Genomic DNA, 18,953 nt, shown 5'->3' with positions numbered 1-18,953 from the left:
GGATGGAGATGACGATGTCCTTGGTGGTGCCGTCGGAGGTCTGCACCGTGATGGTGTCGGTGAGCGCCGGATCGCCGGTGTTGAGCGCCTGGACGGCGGCGTCGTCCTCGTTGAGGACATAGCTCCATTCGCCGGCGGCGTTGATGGACAGCGTGCCGTGCGCGCCGTTGGTGACCACCGAGAAGTCGTTGGCGCTGTCGACGTCGGTGGCGTCGAGATCGCCGGTGGCCGGCGAGGTGCCGGCGGTGCCGTTCAAGACACCCGAGGCCTCGGTCACCGAGCCGGTGTCGTCACCGGTGATCACCGCCGCGTCGTTGGTGCCGGTGATGGTCACCGTCACCGTCTGGGTGTCGGTGCCGCCGACATGGCCGTCGTCGGCCTTGATGGTGTAGGTGAGCGTCAGCGTCTCGCCGGCAGCCAGGAAATCGAAGGCCTGCGGCGTCGAGTTGAACGACCAGCTCAGATTGTGGGCGTCGGTCGGATTGGCCGCAAGCGGGCCTGGCGCGACCGTCAGCATGCCGAGCAAAGTGGCGTTGCTCAGGCCGCCGGTGGGGCCGACGGGCGACACCAGGGTCACGCTCGGGGTGATCGTGTCGGAGAGATCGGCGTCGTTCACCGTCAGCGTGCCGTTCGCGGTCAGCGGCGAATTGGTCTCGTTCAATCCAGCGGCAGCGCTGTCGCCAGAGCCGACGGTGATGTCCGGCGCGTCGTTGGTGCCATTGATGGTGATCGTCACCGTCTGCGTGTCGGTGCCGCCGAGATGGCCGTCGTCGGCTGTGATCGTGTAGGTGAGCGTCAGCGTCTCGCCCGCGGCAAGAAAATCAAAGGCCTGGGGCGTCGAGTTGAAGGTCCAGGTCAGATTGTGGGTCTCGCCCGCATCGGCCGACAGCGATGCCGGCGACACCGTCAGCATGTTGATGACGGCAGCGCTGTTCAGGCCGCCGGTGGTGCCGCCGAGCGACACCGAGGTCACGCTCGCGCTCACCGTGTCGGAAACATCGGCGTCGTTGACAGTCAGCGTGCCGCTGGCGGTCAGGGGCGCATTGGTCTCGGTCAGCGAGGCGGCGTCCTTGTCCGTCGTGACCAGATGGATGTCCGGCTTGTCGTTGGTGCCGGTGAATTGGATGGTGGCCGTGGCCCAGCTCAGCGTGCCGTTGCCGAGCTGGATGGCGTAGGTCACCTTGTCGACAAGGACCTGTCCGGCGGCAAGCGACTGCAACAGTCCGTCGATGCTGGCCGTGCTGTAGTGGATCGTGCCGTCACTGGCTATCCAGATCTTGGCGCCCAGCTGGCTGGTGTCGGTGGTCCCGGCGGCTCCCGCGCTGTCGTTGGAGCTGGAATATGTAATGTCCTTGGTCAGCAGGTCCGCCGGGGCATAGGTCTTCGTCGCTGTCGAGGCACTGATGGTGTCGTCGATGGAATAGAGCGTCTTGGCCGCGCCGCCCAGGTCGTTCGCCAGCACATTCAGAATCAGAATGCCAGTCGCATCTTCCGAATAGAGGAAGGTGTCATCCTTGGCCTGCGGTGTGTTGGAAAAAGACGTCGTGGTGCCGCCGGCACCGGTGACCTGAGTAGCCATTTTTCACCCCTGTTGTTTAACGACAGACGCCCCACCGCCTGTCGACCCCATTGAAAGACCAGCCGCTTCTTGACTGAAAATGTTGCACGTCCGGCGCGCAGAATCCGGCGGCATCAATTGTAGCAGCGCACCCGAAGGCCCCGATGCCGGCGCTGAGCGACGGCCAGCAAAATGCGTGGCCGGTCACAGGCGGTGGTGGCTCAAATGGTGATGGCTGCGGCGAAAGCGATCGCCGCGCTGCGTCTCCCCAGCCCCTTTAGCGTCGCTTAACCCGTTGTTGCCGGTCGGGGGCCATTTTATTCGACGCTTATATTAGGGTATTATTAACCCTGTCAGCGAGGAGGCGTCAACATCCTGCTTGGCATAACAGTTAATATTAGGGCCGCTACTCATTTCGACGCATGGCCGCAGGACCAGTCGCGCGGCAATCAACGCATCCGGAAGATAGGCCGCGCCGGTAGAGACCCCGTGGTTCAGCTCCGCCTTGCCGCTCTTTTCCTCGTGCGGCCAAGAAGGCAGGGGCCGATGGCCCGGCGGCCTTGCTCGACACCGGGCGCGTTTCGCCAAGCAACTGCGGGCATCAAAATCCTGAGGCACCTTTCAGGCCAAGCATCCGGCGTGGCTCGGCCGGCGTCGCGATCTCGTGGCCGAACTCGGTGAGCCGGTCGGCGAGAGCTAGCTTCCCGCCAACGACAGGCCGCTGGCGCGTTCGCGCAGCAGGGCCAGCAACTCGCTTCGGCGCGCTTCCGGCGTGTCGACGGGCAGGACGAAACAGAGCGTCTTGTTGATGGCGCCGTGGCCGTCCTGGATCGGCGCGGCCATGCACCAGGTGAAGCGGTCAGCGAGCGCCGCGGTCTCGCTGAAGCCCTGCTGGCGCGCCAGTTCGACGTCGGCGAAGAATTCCTCCGCAGGAATGATCCGGCCGTCGGGCAGTTTGTAGTCGCCGGCGGGAATGAAGCTCTTCAGCTCGTCCTTGCCCATATGGCCGACCAGCAGCCGTCCCGACGCCGTCCACGGAATCGGCACCTCGACGCCGACATCGCTGGAAATGCGGAACGGTCCGGGCGAATCGCGGCAGTCGAGGACGACGTATTTGTTGCCGCGCAGGCCGCACATCTGAACCGTCTCGCCGGTCTCCGCGGCCATCCTGTCCAGCGTCTCGAGGATGCGCCGGTAATGCGCGTTGTGGTGCGAATAGGCCCAGCCGAACAGGTGCATCGCGCGGCCGAAATAGACATAGCCCTCGGTGCCGACAGTCTCGAGCATCTCGGCTTCGAGCAGGCTGTTGACGATCTCGTAGGTGGTCGAGCGCGGCGCACCGATCATCTTGGCGAGGTCGCCGACGCGCACCGGCGCGCGGTGCCTGAGCAGCGCCTCGAGCAGCATGATGACGCGGTCGATGCCACGGCGCCGCTCGCCACCTTGCGGTGACGCACCGCCGGCCTCGATCAGATCGGTCTTGCCATCGCTCATTTCAGCCGCCCGAAATCATTTTTAAGTCCTCGTCTCAAGACGCTTGAAAGAAGTCAAGGCTCGGTCTAGCATCCCGCCTGTCCGATATACAGACATAATGTCTGAAATACCGGACAGATTAACGAGCCGGACAGAGAAGTCCAGACGAAAAAACGGGCGGTTCCGCAACGCGGCAACCGGCGGGTTTTGTCGTCCCGACCCCGCACGCCCGGACACAACCACTGAAGGGGAACAGTCATGATGAAATCGTCGTTTTTCGCATCCGCCAGCGCCCTTTGCCTCGGTCTCGTCCTGGCCCTGGGCGTAGGCTCGCAGGCCAATGCCGCCGCCAAATGCATCAAGGGCGACCGCAAGGCGCCGTACACGATCGGCTGGGCCAACATCTATTCGGTGCCGACCTGGATGAAGCAGACGCAGGGCACCATCGAGGCCGAGGTCGAAACGCTGAAGAAGCAGGGCCTGGTCGACAAGCTGGTGGTGACCGACGCCCAGGGCGACGCCAATGTGCAGATCCAGCAGATCCAGTCGATGATCGATTCCAATGTCGACGCCATCATCCTGATCGCCGGTTCCTCGACCGCGCCGGCGCGCGTCATCGCCGACGCCTGCGCCAAGGGCATCGCCATCATCAATTTCGACAGCCTCGTCGACACCGACCAGGTGACCGCCAAGGTCAACACCGATTCCTCGCAGTGGGGCGACCAGGCCGCCAAATTCCTGATCGACGCCATCGGCGGCAAGGGCAAAATCCTGATCCTCAACGGCCCGGCCGGCGTCTCGGTCAGCGACGACCGCCGCAAGGGCGCCGATGCCGAGCTCAAGGCGCATCCCGATGTGAAGGTCCTGGCCGAGACCAACACGCCCTACAATGTCGCGCCGGCGCAGGAAGCCGTCACCAGCCTGCTGTTCGCTAATCCCGACATCGACGGCATCCTGTCGCTCGGCGGCGCGCTGTCGGCGGGCGCGGTGCTGGCGCTCGACAAGCAGGGCCGCGACCAGGTGCCGATCACCGGCGAGAACGCGCGCCAGTTCCTCGAACTGTGGAAGGATAAGGGCCTGAAGAGCTGGGCCACCATGCAGCCGAACTGGCTCGGCGCCTTCGCCACCTACACCGCTGTTCAGGCGCTTGAAGGCAAGGACGTGCCGGCCTTCGTCAAGATCCCCCTGCCGGTGATCGACAATTCCAACATCGACGAATACCTCGCCAGGGCCAAGGATTTCCCGGCTGACGGCTACATCTATTCGCCCTACGATGAGGAGCTGTTCAAGAAGCTGCTGGCGCAGAAGTAAGCCGGAAGGGTTGTAGAATTGACAACCAGGGCTCCGCTCCTTGCCGCGCGGGGGGTGTCGAAGGCTTTCTTCGGCAACCCCGTCCTGCGCGAGGTTTCGATCGCTCTCCAGCCCGGTCGCGTGCATGCGCTGCTCGGCGAGAACGGCGCCGGAAAGTCGACGCTGATCAACCTTCTGTCCGGGGCCTTGCGCCCGGACGGCGGGACGATCGAGGTCGACGGGCGCGCTGTCGCGCGCATGACGCCGGCGCTGGCGCGGCAGGCCGGCATTGCCGTCGTGCAGCAGGAACTCAGCCTGACGGCCAGCCTTTCGATTGCCGAGAACATCGGCCTCGGCGCCTATCCGAAGCGCTTCGGCCTGGTCGACTACAATGAGCTCGCCGCCCGGGCCAGGGCGGCGTGCGGCCTCGTCGGGCTGCACGAGCCGCTGTCGACGCCGGTCGGGCATCTGTCGCTCGGGCGCCGGCAGATGGTGGAGATCGCCAAGGCGCTCTACCGCCGGCCGCGGGTGCTGATCCTCGACGAACCCACCTCGTCGCTGTCGGCGACGGAAACGAAGATCCTGACCGATCTGCTGGAGCGGCTGCGCCGGGAAGGCATCGCCATCCTCTACATCTCGCATCGGCTGAACGAGGTGATGGCGCTCTGCCAGCATGTCACGGTGCTCAAGGACGGCACCTGCACGGCGGACCGTTCGCTGGACGGAACAGACGCCAGCGGGCTGGTGCGGCTGATGGTCGGCCGCGACCCCGGCGATCTCTTTCCCAAGTGGCAGCCTTCCGCGTCGACGGCCACGGCGATCTCGGTCCGCAACTTCTCGGCCGGCCTGATGCGCGACGTCGATTTCGACATCAGGACGGGCGAGGTGCTGGGCATCGGCGGCCTGGTCGGGCAGGGGCAGGAGGATCTGCTGCTCGGCCTCTACGGCGCCATTCCGGCAAGGACGGCTTCGGCGAGCGTCAATGGCGCGTCGGGCCTGCCCGGCGGCGTGCCGAAGGCCAATGCGCTCGGCCTCGCCTATGTGCCGGCCGATCGCAAGCGCGAGGGACTGCATCTGATCCACCCGATCATCACCAACATGATGCTGCCTGCTTTCGCGCGGCTGCCGGCGCTGAAGCTGCGCAGCCGCCTGGCTGAGCGCAAGACGGCAAAGGGCCTTGCCGCGCAGCTTGCCATCAAGGGCGATCTTGAACGGCCGGCGCAGGCGCTTTCCGGCGGCAACCAGCAGAAGGTGGCGCTGGCGAAATGGATGCCGCACGATCCGCTGGTGCTGCTGCTCAACGACCCGACGCGCGGCGTCGATGTCGAGACCAAACGCGAGATCTATTTGATGCTGCGCGCCTTCGCCGCCGCCGGCAAGGCCGTCGTACTGCTCAGCTCCGACACGCCGGAGCTGGTGCATCTGTGCGACCGCGTGGCGGTGGTGCGGGAAGGCCGCATCGTCGCCACCCTCGAGCGCGCGGCGCTGAGCGAAGAAGCCATCGTGTCGGCGGCGATGGGCGCCGAGAAGCAGAAGGTCGCGGCATGAGCATTTCTTCCTCCGCGAAACCTGCCGGCTCGCTCTACTGGCCGGTCCAAGCGCGCCGCAACATCGGCGTGCGCAGCCTGTTCGTCGTCGTGCTGGCGTTTCTCATCGCGTACGGCGTGCTGTTCCCCGGTCTGTTCACGGCCTCCGGCTTCGCCAAATTCACCCAGAGCTGGTTCCCGCTGGCGCTGGTGGCGATGGCGCAGGCGATCCTCATGCTCACCGGCGGCATCAGCCTGGCGATCGGCGCCACGGTCAGCCTCGGTGCGGTCATCGCCGCGACCACTATGGCCGGGCCGCTCGGCGTCGCCGGCGGCGCTGCTGCGGTTGCAACGGCCGGGCTCGGCATCGGAGCCGTCACCGGCTTCATCGTGGTGCGGCTTCGCCTGCCGGCGATCGTGGTGACGCTCGCCGGCTCCTTCATCATCGGCGGGGCCGCGCTGCTGGTCCTGCCGCGGCCAGGTGGCGCCATCCCGGAATGGCTCTCCGACCAGCTGGCCGGCGATACCCCCGCAGCCTTCGTGCTTCTGGTGATGATCGTCCTGCTGTGGAAGCTCTATCTGGCGACGCCGCTTGGATTGAGCCTCTATGCCGCCGGCGAGAATCCGGTCGGCGCCTATCGGTCCGGCGTGCCGGTCGATATGGCGCGCGTCGCCGCCTATGCGATCAGCGGCCTGCTGTCGACCAGCGCCGGGCTCTTCGTCGCCGCACAGACGGGCTCGGGCGACCCGGTGATCGGCAATGCCTTTACGCTCAACTCCATCGCCGCCGCCGTGCTCGGCGGCATCGGCTTCCTCGGCGGGCAGGGCACGATGCGCGGCGCGCTGGCCGGCAGCCTGCTGCTCAGCCTGATGATCAGCGTCATGTTCTTCCTCGGCTTCACGCCGGTGGCGCAGTATGTCGCGCAGGGGCTGATCATCATCGGCGCCGTCGCCATCCCGCAATTTCGCAAGGTGCAGCCATGACAGCCTGGAACGACAACGCGGGCGGCAGGCGCGCCGTGGCGATCCTGAAGAGCCGGCCTTTCCTCACCGTCGCCATCGTCGCAGCGGTGTGGATCGGCGCGAGCTTCGCCTCGCGTGGCTTCGGCGCCTATGGCCATCTGCGCTATCTGGTCGAACTTGGCGCCGTGATCGGCCTGGTCGCTGCGGGCCAGACCTTCGTCGTGATCGCCGGCGGCATCGATCTTTCCGTTGCGGCGATCGTCACCGTCAGCGCCATCAGCCTGCCGTTGCTGTCATGGCAGGCCGATCCGACCGGCCTTGCGCCGGTCTTCGCGGTGCTTGCGCTGACCACAATGATCGGCCTGGTCAATGGACTTGGCGTCGCGCTGCTGCGCGTTCATCCGATGATCATGACGCTGGCCATGGCGACCTTCCTGCAGGGTCTGCTGATCATCATTGCGGGCGGCAGCGCCGTCACCGCCGAAAACCCGCTCGTCCATTGGCTCGGCAATGCGCGGCCGGCCGGGATTCCGGCGGGCATTCTGCTCTGGGTGGCCGTTTCCGCGATCGTGCTGACGGTGATGCATGCCACGCCGTTCGGCGCGCGCATCTTCGCCATGGGCGCCAATCCGCTTGCCGCTTCCCTGTCCGGCGTGCCGGTAACGTCGACGACGCTTGCCGTCTACGGCATCAGCGGCTTTACCGCGGGGCTCGCCGGCGTGCTTGCGCTCGGCATGAACGGACAGGGCTATGTGGGGATCGGCGATCCCTACCTGCTTGCCTCGATCGCGGCGGTGGTGCTCGGCGGCACGTCCATTCTCGGCGGGCTCGGCACCTATGCCGGGACCATTCCCGGCGCGATCCTGCTGGTGACGATCACCGCGCTGATCACCGTCGTCAACGCATCGCCCGGCTGGCGCAGCATCCTGTTCGGCTCGCTGATCCTCGGCCTGCTGCTTCTCTCAGGCAGGGAGCAGGCCCGCCGATGACAATTCGTCCAGCCGGTAGATGCGCCTTGCGTTGCCGAAGAACAGTGCTCCCTGCTCGTCCGCGGAAAGGCCAGCCGAAATGGCTTTGAAGCTGTCATACACCTCGTCGAACGAGGCGTGCAGGCCGGCGACGGGAAAGTCGGAGCCGAACATGGCGCGATCCGCGCCGAAACAGTCGATGCAGTGCAGGACCACCGGTCGCAGGCTGTCGAGCGTCCAGTCATGATCGTAGGCGACGAGGTCGGAGATCTTGACGGCGACGTTGTCGCGCTGCGCCAGCAGCCGCAGCCCGTCGCGCCACCTGCGCATGCCGTCGGCGTCACGGTCGATCGGGCTGCCGCAATGGTTGAGGACGAATTGCTGGTCCGGAAACGCCGCGGCGAGGCGAGCGGCGTCAGCCAGTTGGCGCGGGAACACCATCAGGTCGAAAGAGAGACCGTGGCGCCCGAGCAGCTTCAGTCCGGAGCGCCAGGCCGGATCGTCCATGATGCCGTCGCGGGCGGCGAAGCGGCGCGCCGGATCAGGATCCCAGCTCAGAATGTCGCGGACGCCGACGACGCGGTCGAACGCGGCCTGCGCCTCGATCATCGCCGGCGCCTGTCGGCTGGCCAGCGGCACGTGGACGACATAGCGGGCTGCGACGCCTTGCGACTTTTCGAGCGTCTCCAGCCAGCGCGTCTCGCCGACGCAGTCGCCGGCGGCCCAGCCGGCTTCGACATGCACGCTAGCAACGACATCGTGCCGGCCGGCGTCGCGGAGGTAATCGTCGGGAAGATAGTTGCGACGCAGCGGGCCAAGCTCGCCCAGGCCGCCGCGTTCGCCGGCCGTGGCGTTCAGCCAGGGGTGCCGGCCGAGGCCGAGGTCCCAGAGATGATGATGGGCGTCGATGATCGGTCCGGAGTAGGGGGCTGGCACGCGTTTCTCGCAGGCTGTGGGGGGCGCCGACAATCGGTCAGGCCCTCGTTTGGCGATGGCGCAAGAGGTAGCATTCGATGAGCGGGAACACATCGGCTCCGCCGCTTGCCGTGCATGAAAATTTTTGGCTCGACGACCGCATACGCGGCGTGCCGCCCGGCACGGCCGCGCTAGACAGCAGCCATGTCGGCCAGCAAGGCTGGCATCCGGCTGACGGGCGCATGTCGCTGCCTTTGCTGACGCTCGAAGAGGCCGCCTTCGCGTCAAATCGCGACCTGTTCCTGCGCTATGTCCGTGAGCATGGGGCTGAGATCGCGCCGCATGCCAAGACGCCGATGGCGCCCGATCTTGCCCGGTCACTGGTCCAGGCTGGCGCGTGGGGCACCACGGTCGCCGACATCAGGCAGGCCACGGTGATGCTCAAGGCCGGACTGACGCGGCTGATCATCGCCAACGAGGTCGGCGGCACGGGCGGCGCGAACCGGCTCGCGGCGCTCGTCGGTGCCTGGCCGAACGCCGAGCTCTATGTCTTTGCCGACTCGGTCGCCGCCGTGAACGCGCTGGCGCAGGCCTGGCGCGCCAATGCTGCGCTTGCTCCGTTGCGCGTGCTGGTCGAGCTTGGCGCGGCGAGGGCAGGTGCGCGAAGCACCGCCGAAGCCGAGGCGATCGCCGATGCGATCGCGGCGACCGGCGGACGCTTGCTGATCGCAGGCGTCGCGACCTATGAAGGGGCAGCCGCGCAGCCCGATCCGGTGCGCACCGACGAGGTCGTCTCGGCGCTGCTGGCGAATGTCGGCGACATGTTCCTCAGGCTGCGCGCCCGTGTCGGCAGCGAGGCGCCGCTGATCATGACGGCTGGTGGTTCGGTCTTCTTCGACAAGGTGGTCGCGTCACTTTCGCCGCTTGCCGCGAAGGACGGCAACGCGAGGCTGGTGCTGCGCAGCGGCGCTATCTTCTTCCACGACCATGGCGTCTACGACCGATCGCTGGGCGCGGTCGATGCCCGCAACGGTTTTGCCGTCGATGGCGCCGGCGCTTCGGCGCGGCGTTCGTTCCGCCCGGCGCTGCGCATCTGGGCGGAGGTGCTGTCGCGGCCCGAGACCGGCCTCGCCATCTGCGGCATGGGCATGCGCGACGTCTCGTTCGACCAGGGTTTCCCTAAGCCGCTGACGGTCTATCGCGCCGGCCAGTCGCTTGCGGTGCCGCTAAAAGCCGAGGTCGTGAAACTCAACGACCAGCACGCCTTCCTGTCGCTTCAGCCGGACGATGACATCGCCGTCGGCGACGTCATCGAATTCGGCATCTCGCACCCCTGCACCTGCCTCGACCGTTACCGCGTCATCTTCGGCGTCGACGAGAGCGGGCATGTGACGCACGCCTTCCCCACCTATTTCGGCTGACCAGGGCCACAAGAAGAGACTCTCGAAAGGATCCGACATGATCAAGTACTTCCAGTCCGGCTCCCGCATGTCACAGGCCGTCGTCTATGGCGGCATGGTGCACATAGCAGGACAGGTCGCCAACGACCGCAAGGCCGGGATCGAGGCGCAGACCAGCGATGTGCTGGCCAAGATCGAGTCGCTGCTCATCGAAGCCGGCAGCAGCAAGTCGAAGCTCGTAGCGGTCAACATCTTCCTGCCGCAGATCGGCGACTTCGATGCGATGAACAAGATCTACGATGCCTGGGTGGACCCAACGCGGCTGCCTGCCCGCGCCTGCGTCGAGGCGCGGCTGGCCGATCCGGACCTGCGCATCGAGGTCACGGCGGTCGCGGCTGTCTGAGGGGGGGAGCCATGCATACCGGCCTCGTCCACACGCTCGATTTCGACCGCGACGGCAAGACGCTCGCGCACTTGAGCATTCCGTTCTCGATCGACCGCTCGCCCTATTTCCAGGTCAAGGTGCCGATCTGCCTGATCCGCAACGGCGAAGGCCCGTCGCTGCTTTTGATGGCCGGCAATCACGGCGACGAATATGAGGGCGAGTTGTCGCTGGCCAAGCTTGTGCGCAGGCTCGATCCCAAGCGGATCAGGGGTCGCGTCACCATCCTGCCGATGGCGAACGCGCCGGCGGTGATGGCCGCCAAGCGCTGCTCGCCGCTCGACGGCGGCAACCTAAACCGCGCCTTTCCGGGCGATCCCTCGGGCGCGCCGACCAGCCGGCTCGCCTATTTCCTCGAGACCGAGCTGTTTGCCCGTCACGACGTCGTCTTCGACATCCATTCCGGCGGCACCTCGATGGAGCATCTGCCGACGGCGTTGGTCGAACGCAATCCCGAGCCCGAGCGCCACCGGCGCGGCGTCGAGCTGATGCGCACGCTCGGCATGCCCTATGGCTTCATTGCCGACAATGGCGCTGCCTCGCCAACCTCGATGGGTGCCGCGCGCCGGGCCGGCGCGATCGGCGTCAGCGGCGAGTTCGGTGGCGGCGGCACGGCCACGGTGGATTCGATGGCGCTCACCGCGCGCGCACTCGACAGGCTGATGGTGGCGCTGGGCGTGGTCGATGCGCCCGTTCTGGCACCGGAGGCCGAGCCGATTGCTCCAACGCGCCTGCTTTCGCTGTCCCGCCACAGCCAGGGCATTTATGCGACGCGGCGCGGCTGGTTCGAGCCCGCCGTCAGGCTCGGTGACAGCGTGAGCGCTGGACAATTGGCCGGCTGGTATCACGACCTCGAACGGCTCGATGTCGACGAGGAAGCCTTGCATTTCGCCGAGAGCGGCATCGTGCTGTCGCGCCGGCTGCACACGATGTGCGAGGCTGGCGACTGTCTGATGCAGGTGGCCGAGCCGGTCGAAGGCTGAAGACCGAGGCTCCTGGCCACACTGCGAACTCGAGGATCAGCATGCAGCTATCGATGTGGACCTATCCCTGGGACATCCAGGATCTCGGCCTTGAGACGGTCGAACGCGATCTAACCCAGCGCGCGGGACTGAACATGGTCAGCCTCGCCACGTCCTACCATGCCGGGCGGTTCCTGCAGCCGCGCAGCCCGCGCCGGAAGGCCTACTTTCCGGAGGATGGCACCATCTACTTCCAGCCGACGGCGGCGCGCTGGGCCGACCTTGCTATCCAGCCCAAGGTGGCCGATGTGATCGGCGAAGGCGGCGACGTGCTCGGCCAGCTCGTGCGCCGCCGCGAGGCGGGCGGGCCGGGGGTCTCGTGCTGGACAGTGTGCCTGCACAACACCCGCCTCGGCATGCTTCACCCCGAGGCCGTCACCCGCAACGCCTTCGGCGATGCCAACTACTACAATCTCTGTCCCTCGCATCCGGACGCGCGCGCCTATGTGCGCGCGCTGGTCGCGGATGTCTCGCACGGCTACAGGCCGGACAGGATCGAGCTCGAGAGCCCATCCTTCATGGGCTTTGCGCATGAGTACCATCACGAAAAGGATGGTGTCGGCCTGACGCCGGAGGACGATTTCCTGCTGTCGCTGTGCTTCTGCCCATCCTGCCTGGATCGCGCCGCCGAGGCCGGTGTCGATGGCGAGCCGGCGCGAAAGCTGGTCAGGCAGTGGATCGCCGAGACCTGCGAGCGCGCCGTGCCCGAGCGGCGCTTTCCCGACTTTCCGGCAAGCGGGCTCGATACCTTCCTGCCGTGGCCGGAACTTCACGCCTATCTCGCCTGGCGCTTCGAGCCGGTGACCAGCCTGGTCGCCGAGCTGCGCGAGGTGGCGCACCCGTCAACCAGGGTCGTCATCATCGATCTGAAGGAGGGCTGGCTCGGCGGCGGCGATCTCGCCGCGCTCGGCAAGGTCTGCGATGGGGCGATCCTGTGCGCCTATGACATGCAGGCGGGCGATGTCGCTGGACTGCTCGAAGCCGGACGCGCGGCGCTCGGCCCGGAAAAGTTCCTCGGCACCGGCTACCGGCTCTTTTATCCGGAGATGGCCGGCGCGGACGTGCTCGCTGCCAAGGTGAAGCCGGCGAGGGCGCCCGGCGTCGACGGCATCAACTTCTACAATTACGGCCTCGTTCCCGCCGCGCGGCTCGACTGGGTCGGCGCGGCGCTGTCAGCTTGAGAAGCGGAACCCGGAACGATCTGCCGGCTGATGCATTTTGGCCCTGTGCCAATCAGCTGGAGACATCATGCGCATTGCCCATGTCGCGCCGCTCTATGAGTCCGTGCCGCCGAAACTCTATGGCGGCACCGAGCGGATCGTCTCCTACCTGACGGAAGCGCTGGTGGCGCTGGGGCACGAGGTGACGCTGTTCGCCAGCGGTGACAGCCGCACCTCCGCGAGGCTCATCCCTGGCCGGGAATGCGCGCTTCGCCTCGACCCGCGCCCGAAGAAATCGGAGATAGCAGCGCATCTGGCGATGCTGGCCGCGGTCCGCGAGCGGGCGCACGAGTTCGACCTCATCCACTTCCATCTCAGCCATTTCCTGCATTTTCCCTTCTTCGCGGACATGGCCGGACGGACGGTGACGACGCCGCATGGCAGGCTGGACTATGTCGATCTGGCGCCCGCCTACCGGCGCTTCCCGCGCTTTCCGATGATCTCCATCTCGCGCAGCCAGAGAGCGGGGCTGGCCGAGGCCAACTGGCTGGCGACGATCCACCACGGATTGCCGATCGATATCTACCGGCCCGCTTTCGAGACGACGAAGGAGGAACCGTACCTTGCCTTTCTTGGTCGGCTCTCGCGTGACAAGCGGCCTGACCGCGCCATCGAGATCGCGCGCCGCTCGGGGTTGAAGCTGAAGCTGGCGGCCAAGATTGGCGACGACGACCGCGCCTATTTCCATGACGAGATCGAGGCGCTGATCGACGGTGACCGAGTCGACTATGTCGGCGAGATCGCCGAGCACGAGAAGGCCGACTTCCTCGGCAAGGCGGCCGGCCTGCTGTTTCCCATCGATTGGCCTGAGCCGTTCGGCCTGGCCCCAATCGAGGCGATGGCCTGCGGCACGCCGTCGATTGCCTGGAATCGCGGCGCCTTGCCGGAGATCATCGACCAGGGCGTGACCGGATTTGTCGTGGAGTCGATGGACGAGGCGATCGAGGCAGTGCCGGCGCTGCTTCGGCTGGACCGTCGAAAGGTCAGGGCGGCCTTCGAAAAGCGGTTTTCCGCCACCAGAATGGCTCGCGACTATGCAGCGGCCTATGCGCGCCTCATCGGCGGTTCAGCCGAAGCCAAGGCGTCGTGAGAGGCGCAGCCTGATCCGGGGGCGAAACAAACGGGAAGAAACCGATGACAGAGCTCGACGAGCGCAAGCTTGATCCCGCCGTTGCCCTTGCCTCGCTGGACGAGACCGCGCCGCGCGAACCGCACCGGCTGTTCGCGCTGAAGCAGGGCGACTGCTTCGTGGTGGCCGATGCCTATGGCGACATCAGGGGCGCGGGTGACGGCTTCTTCCGCGACGACACGCGCGTGCTTTCGGAGTTCCGGCTGACCGTCGGCGGCCGGCAGACCTCGCTGCTCGGCGCCTCGCTCAGCCAGGACAATGTGCTGTTCACCAGCAACCTCACCAATCTGCCGATCCAGAGCACCGGCGGGCGAGACATTTCGCAAGGCGCAATCCATGTCGAGCGCGTCAGGCTGATCTGGCAGGACCGGCTGTTCGAGCGCATCACGCTTTCCAATTACAGCCAGGAGACGTCGGCGATCCGCGTTTCGCTGCACTTTGCCGCCGACTTCCGCGACATGTTCGAGGTGCGCGGCTCGACGAGGGCAAAGCGCGGCACCGCACACGCGGCCAAGATCGATGCGACGTCGGTGCTGCTTCACTATGACGGGCTGGACGGGCTGGCGCGCCTGTCGGCGATATCGTTCTCTCAGGCGCCCGATCAACTGACGGACAGCCGCGCCGATTTCCTCGTCGCGGTGACCAAGCGTTCCAGCAAGGTGCTCTATGTCGAGGTCGGTTCGGAGGTTGTCGAGACCCCGGATCGCGATCGCTTCCGCGCCGCAGCGGCCCGCGCCCGTTTCGGCATGCGGGCAAAGCGCCGCCACGGCGCCACGGTGCACAGTTCGGGCCGCGTCTTCAACGACTGGGTCGAGCGCGCCCGCGCCGATGTGGCGCTGCTCACCACCGAACTCGCGACAGGGCCCTATCCCTATGCCGGCATCCCCTGGTTTTCGACGGCATTCGGCCGCGACGGCGTGATCTCGGCACTGCAGATGCTCTGGCTCAACCCTGGTCTGGCGCGCGGCGTGCTTGCCTTCCTCGCCCAGCACCAGGCGACCGAGACGTCGCCGTTCAGCGATTCACAGCCGGGCAAGATCATGCACGAAACCCGCAAGGGCGAGATGGCGGCGCTGCGCGAGCTTCCCTTCGGGCGTTACTATGGCGGCGTCGACACCACGCCGCTCTACATCCATCTCGCCTGCGCCTACGCGGAGCGCACCGGCGACATGGACTTCATCGACACGCTGTGGCCGTCGCTCAAGGCCGCGGCCGAATGGACTGAAGAGGCGAGCCGGGAGACCGGGTTCGTCACCTATCAGCGCGCCGCCGAATCCGGCCTCGCCAACCAGGGCTGGAAGGACAGTTTCGACTCCGTCTTCCATGCCGACGGCCGCATCCCCAAAGGACCAATCGCGCTGGTCGAGGTGCAGGGCTACGTCTTTGCGGCGTTCCGGGGGTTGGCGGCGCTGGCACGGCGCCGGGGCGGATATGCGGAGGCCGAGCACTGGGAGGAACGGGCCGAAGAAATACGGATCGCGGTCGAGCGCGATTTCTGGGTGGACGACCTGAATTTCTATGCGCTGGCGATCGACGGCGCCGGTGAGCCCTGCAAGGTGCGGACGTCGAATGCCGGGCATCTTCTGTTTGTCGGGTTGCCCCAGCCCGAGCGGGCAAAGCTGGTCGCCGACCAATTGCTTTCGGCTCCCTTCCATTCGGGCTGGGGCCTGAGGACGCTTGCCGACGACGCCGTGTTCTTCAACCCGATGTCCTATCACAACGGCTCGATCTGGCCGCATGACACCGCCATCTGCGGCGTCGGCCTGGCGCGCTATGGCGAGCGCGAAAGCGTGGTGCGGCTGATGAGCGGCACATTCGAGTCCGCCGTGCATTTCAACATGCGGCTGCCGGAACTGTTCTGCGGCTTCACCCGCGCGCCGGGCGAGGCGCCCATCGCCTATCCCGTCGCCTGCCTGCCGCAAGCCTGGTCGGCCGGCTCCGCCTTCATGCTGATGCAGGCCTGCCTCGGCCTGGAAATCGATGGTTGGGAGGGCGAGGTCCGCGTCACGCGGCCAAGGCTGCCGATCGGCATCGACATGCTTACACTTCGGCACCTGACCGTCGGCGACCGGGCGGTCGACCTGACATTCCAACGCGTCGGCGACCGGGTCGTCGCCTTCCTTGCCGACCGGCATGAGGGGTTGGTGCCGCTCATCGTGCGAACTTAGCCAAGGGTTCGCTCGCCGCCTGACAAATGTCGGAACCGATGGTCCGTTTGTGCGTTGCACAATCACACCGGACGCGCGGCGGTCTGTTCCGTCGCCCGCCAAGGTGTCGAAAACAAGAAGAATGAGGCCTGCGGCGGGCCGGTGGCAAATTGGCGTATCAATGACTGATCAAGGCATCGACTTGCTGTGGGGCCTGCTCCTGGTAAGTCTTGGACTTTCCGCTCTTGCGGTGTTTTTTTCCATATCCCGACACCGCCGCAATTCCACGCCTGCGACCGTGCACGTCGCTGGCGAGGACGTGGCTTCCGAAGCGGCGCGCAAAGTACTCCGGGAATTCGAGAAGAACGGCCAGTCGGTCGACGCGGCGCTGGTGACATGGTCGCCCGAAACCTTGCGCAAGATCCTTCACGAGGACCTGCCGGAGGCGCAGGTGATCGTGGTTTCCAACCGCGAGCCTTACATCCACAACACCAAGGGCGACGGCGTCGAACTCGTCGTGCCGGCGAGTGGGCTGGTTTCGGCGATGGAGCCGATCACGCGTGCCTGCGCCGGCACCTGGATCGCCTATGGCGGCGGCACGGCGGACCGCCAGATGGTCGACGTTGACGACCGGGTGCAGGTGCCGCCCGACAATCCGTCCTACACGCTGCGCAGGGTGTGGCTCAGCGAGGAGGAATATCAGGGCTACTATCTCGGTTTCGCCAATGAAGGCCTCTGGCCGCTCTGCCATATCGCTTTCACGAGGCCGATCTTCCGCGAGTCGGACTGGGACGCCTACGAGGCGGTCAACCGCAAGTTCGCCGACACCGTGGTCGCCGAGGCGCGCAACGAGCGGCCGATCGTGCTGGTCCAGGACTATCACTTCGCGCTTCTGCCGCGCATGATCCGCGAGCGCCTGCCGGAGGCGATCGTCATCACCTTCTGGCACATTCCGTGGCCGAACTCGGAAGTCTACAGCATCTGCCCGTGGCGGGAGCGTATCCTGGACGGGCTGCTCGGCAGTTCGATCATCGGTTTCCATACCCAGTTCCACGCCAACAATTTCACCGAAAGCGTCGACCGCTTCCTCGAAAGCCGGATCGAACGGGCGGACGCCGCCATTTCCTACGGCGGCCAGACGACGCTGGTGCACGCCTATCCGATCTCCATCGAATGGCCCCTGCAGCTTCTGGCCAAGCTGCCCGATGTCGCTGAGTGCCGTGCGCGCGTCCGCGACCGGTTCGGGCTGCCGGCGGATGCGAAGCTGTGCATCGGCGTCGAGCGCCTCGACTACACCAAGGGCATTCTCGATCGCTTTCATGCGCTGGAGGAATTGTTCACCAGGCATCCCGAGCTGATCGGCAAGGTCGTGTTCCTGCAGATTGCGGCTCCCAGCAGGGGCACGCTGCCTGCCTACAGGCAATTGTACGACGAATGCATGCGCTATGCCGACGACCTCAACCTGCGTTATGGCGCAGACGGCTATCGGCCGGTCGTCATCGTGGCCGAGCATCATTCGCAAAAGGCGGTCTACGAGATCTACCGCGCCGCCGATATCTGCATGGTCACCAGCCTGCATGACGGCATGAACCTGGTCGCCAAGGAATTCGTCGCAGCGCGCGACGACGAGCAAGGCGTGCTTCTGCTCTCGACCTTTGCCGGCGCCTCGCGCGAGTTGCTGGAAGCACTGATCGTCAACCCCTACGACGCGGCGATGATGAGCGCGGCCCTCTCGCAGGCGCTGACCATGTCGGCCGAGGAGCAGCGCGAGCGGATGCGTAGGATGCGCGAGATCGTGCGCGACAACAATGTCTACCGCTGGGCCGGAAGCATGCTTCTGGACGCGGCGCGCCTGCGCAAGCGCGGCGAGCTCGACCGCGTCACGGCCAGCGCCGAGCGCCTGGCCACCCCCGACAACGTCGTCCCCATCTTCGAACGCAAACAGGTAGCCGGACTCCGATGAATCTTCAGCCAGAGTTGACGCCACGCCTCCCCGAAGGCCGATGGGCGTTGTTCCTCGACATTGACGGCACCTTGCTGGAGCACGCCGCCCATCCGGACGCCGTGTCGGTCAGCGAGGAGCTTCGCCTTCTGCTGCAGACGATCGAGCGCCGGCTGGACGGCGCGCTTGCCTTCATCACCGGCCGCTCGGTCGCGGCGGTCGACCGACTGTTCGATCCGCTGAAGCTGCGCACTGCTGGTCTCTACGGACTGGAGCACAGACTTGCCCCTGGCGGCCCTGTCGAGGCCGCTGACGAACCGGCGGACATGGCGGCGCTCGCCGACGAGATCGAGCTGGAGCTGGCGAGCCAGGCCGTCTATGTCGAGCGCAAGGGCCCGGTGCTCGCCGTCCATACGCGCGCCGCGCCGCATCTGCTTGCGCGGGCGACGAAGCTCGTCGAGCAGGCTCTGGACCGGCTGCCGAAGGAATATCGTGTGATCGCCGGCAATGCCGGGGTCGAGCTGATGCCGCTCGAGGCGGCCAAGGGTGCCGCCATCAGGAGGTTCATGGACATTCCACCCTTTGCCGGGCGACGGCCGGTTTTCCTCGGCGACGACACATCCGATGAAAACGGCTTCGAGACGACCAATGCCGCGGGCGGGATATCCATCCGGATCAAGCCTCGGGGACCAACGGCGGCACGCCATGTCATTGCCGATGTCACCGGCGCGATCGGCTGGCTTCAGGACAATTTCGGCGATCTCGCCATCGAGACTGGCCGGGGCGAAGCCCGACGCAGCCGCGGACCATGAGCTGGCTGTCGCCAATAGGCCTGGTCGTGGAAAAATTGTTCGGGACCGGCGCCGCCGAAAGCCGATTGTTCCTTTTATCGGGCCCTGAAGTCTATCAAACTTGTAGACATTAACGCGAACCCATCCGCGGCGTGAAGGTGCCTGAG

The 18,953-nt window shown here is 66.1% G+C and carries 15 protein-coding genes; 12 read left to right on the top strand and 3 right to left on the bottom strand.

What is annotated here, in order from left to right:
- Both PU724_RS30730 and PU724_RS30725 read right to left on the bottom strand, forming a co-directional pair.
- Positions 1-1,579 (bottom strand): beta strand repeat-containing protein (locus PU724_RS30730; protein ID WP_426213743.1); only part of this gene is annotated, 1,579 nt, incomplete at its 3' end.
- A 675-nt stretch (positions 1,580-2,254) separates the two neighbouring features.
- Entirely contained in the window at positions 2,255-3,052 is a 798-nt protein-coding gene (locus PU724_RS30725) for an IclR family transcriptional regulator (RefSeq protein WP_354425397.1), read from the bottom strand.
- A gap of 237 nt (positions 3,053-3,289) precedes the next feature.
- Here PU724_RS30725 and PU724_RS30720 point away from each other — a divergent pair, with 237 nt between their 5' ends.
- From PU724_RS30720 to PU724_RS30705, 4 genes are read left to right on the top strand one after another with little or no spacing between them, the layout of a single operon-like run.
- On the top strand, positions 3,290-4,342 hold the full coding sequence (locus PU724_RS30720) for an ABC transporter substrate-binding protein (protein ID WP_354425399.1): 1,053 nt from the start codon (positions 3,290-3,292) through the stop codon (positions 4,340-4,342).
- 18 nt (positions 4,343-4,360) lie between these two features.
- The gene (locus tag PU724_RS30715; RefSeq protein WP_354425401.1) at positions 4,361-5,869 is read left to right on the top strand and encodes a sugar ABC transporter ATP-binding protein; all 1,509 of its coding nucleotides are present in this window, start codon (positions 4,361-4,363) and stop codon (positions 5,867-5,869) included.
- Positions 5,866-6,831, top strand: coding sequence for an ABC transporter permease (locus tag PU724_RS30710; protein ID WP_354425403.1), 966 nt, complete (start codon positions 5,866-5,868; stop codon positions 6,829-6,831). The genes PU724_RS30715 and PU724_RS30710 overlap by 4 nt, the downstream gene beginning before the upstream one ends.
- Positions 6,828-7,799, top strand: coding sequence for an ABC transporter permease (locus PU724_RS30705; RefSeq protein WP_354425405.1), 972 nt, complete (start codon positions 6,828-6,830; stop codon positions 7,797-7,799). Before PU724_RS30710 ends, PU724_RS30705 begins: the two co-directional genes overlap by 4 nt.
- On the opposite strand, the gene PU724_RS30700 is transcribed toward PU724_RS30705, so the two are convergent.
- A complete protein-coding gene (locus PU724_RS30700) occupies positions 7,773-8,714 on the bottom strand; it encodes an amidohydrolase family protein (protein WP_354425407.1) in 942 nt (313 codons plus the stop codon). The genes PU724_RS30705 and PU724_RS30700 overlap by 27 nt on opposite strands.
- Positions 8,715-8,791: 77 nt before the next feature.
- Between PU724_RS30700 and PU724_RS30695 the strand changes: the two genes are divergently transcribed.
- From PU724_RS30695 to otsB, 8 genes are all read left to right on the top strand, one after another.
- Complete coding sequence (locus PU724_RS30695) at positions 8,792-10,114, top strand: alanine racemase (protein WP_128272846.1); 1,323 nt, start codon at positions 8,792-8,794, stop codon at positions 10,112-10,114.
- A gap of 37 nt (positions 10,115-10,151) precedes the next feature.
- Positions 10,152-10,496 carry a RidA family protein gene (locus tag PU724_RS30690; protein WP_127283721.1) on the top strand — a complete coding sequence of 115 codons (345 nt, stop codon included), beginning with the start codon at positions 10,152-10,154 and terminating at the stop codon, positions 10,494-10,496.
- Positions 10,497-10,507: 11 nt separating this feature from the next.
- Positions 10,508-11,518, top strand: coding sequence for a succinylglutamate desuccinylase/aspartoacylase family protein (locus tag PU724_RS30685; protein WP_354425409.1), 1,011 nt, complete (start codon positions 10,508-10,510; stop codon positions 11,516-11,518).
- 41 nt (positions 11,519-11,559) lie between these two features.
- Entirely contained in the window at positions 11,560-12,738 is a 1,179-nt protein-coding gene (locus tag PU724_RS30680) for a hypothetical protein (RefSeq protein WP_354425411.1), read from the top strand.
- 67 nt (positions 12,739-12,805) lie between these two features.
- A complete protein-coding gene (locus tag PU724_RS30675) occupies positions 12,806-13,867 on the top strand; it encodes a glycosyltransferase family 4 protein (protein WP_354425413.1) in 1,062 nt (353 codons plus the stop codon).
- Between the two features lie 44 nt (positions 13,868-13,911).
- Positions 13,912-16,074, top strand: a complete 2,163-nt coding sequence (locus PU724_RS30670) for an amylo-alpha-1,6-glucosidase (RefSeq protein WP_354425414.1) — start codon at positions 13,912-13,914, stop codon at positions 16,072-16,074.
- 160 nt (positions 16,075-16,234) lie between these two features.
- The gene (locus PU724_RS30665; protein WP_354425416.1) at positions 16,235-18,016 is read left to right on the top strand and encodes an alpha,alpha-trehalose-phosphate synthase (UDP-forming); all 1,782 of its coding nucleotides are present in this window, start codon (positions 16,235-16,237) and stop codon (positions 18,014-18,016) included.
- The gene (gene otsB / locus PU724_RS30660) at positions 18,013-18,807 is read left to right on the top strand and encodes a trehalose-phosphatase (protein ID WP_354425418.1); all 795 of its coding nucleotides are present in this window, start codon (positions 18,013-18,015) and stop codon (positions 18,805-18,807) included. The genes PU724_RS30665 and otsB overlap by 4 nt, the downstream gene beginning before the upstream one ends.
- Positions 18,808-18,953: the final 146 nt, after the last annotated feature.

The sequence above is a fragment of the Mesorhizobium abyssinicae genome (genome assembly GCF_049887195.1).
GTDB classification, from domain to species: domain Bacteria; phylum Pseudomonadota; class Alphaproteobacteria; order Rhizobiales; family Rhizobiaceae; genus Mesorhizobium; species Mesorhizobium abyssinicae.
Note: the sequence above shows the minus strand (reverse complement) of the source record. Positions and strands in the feature narration are given on the sequence as shown.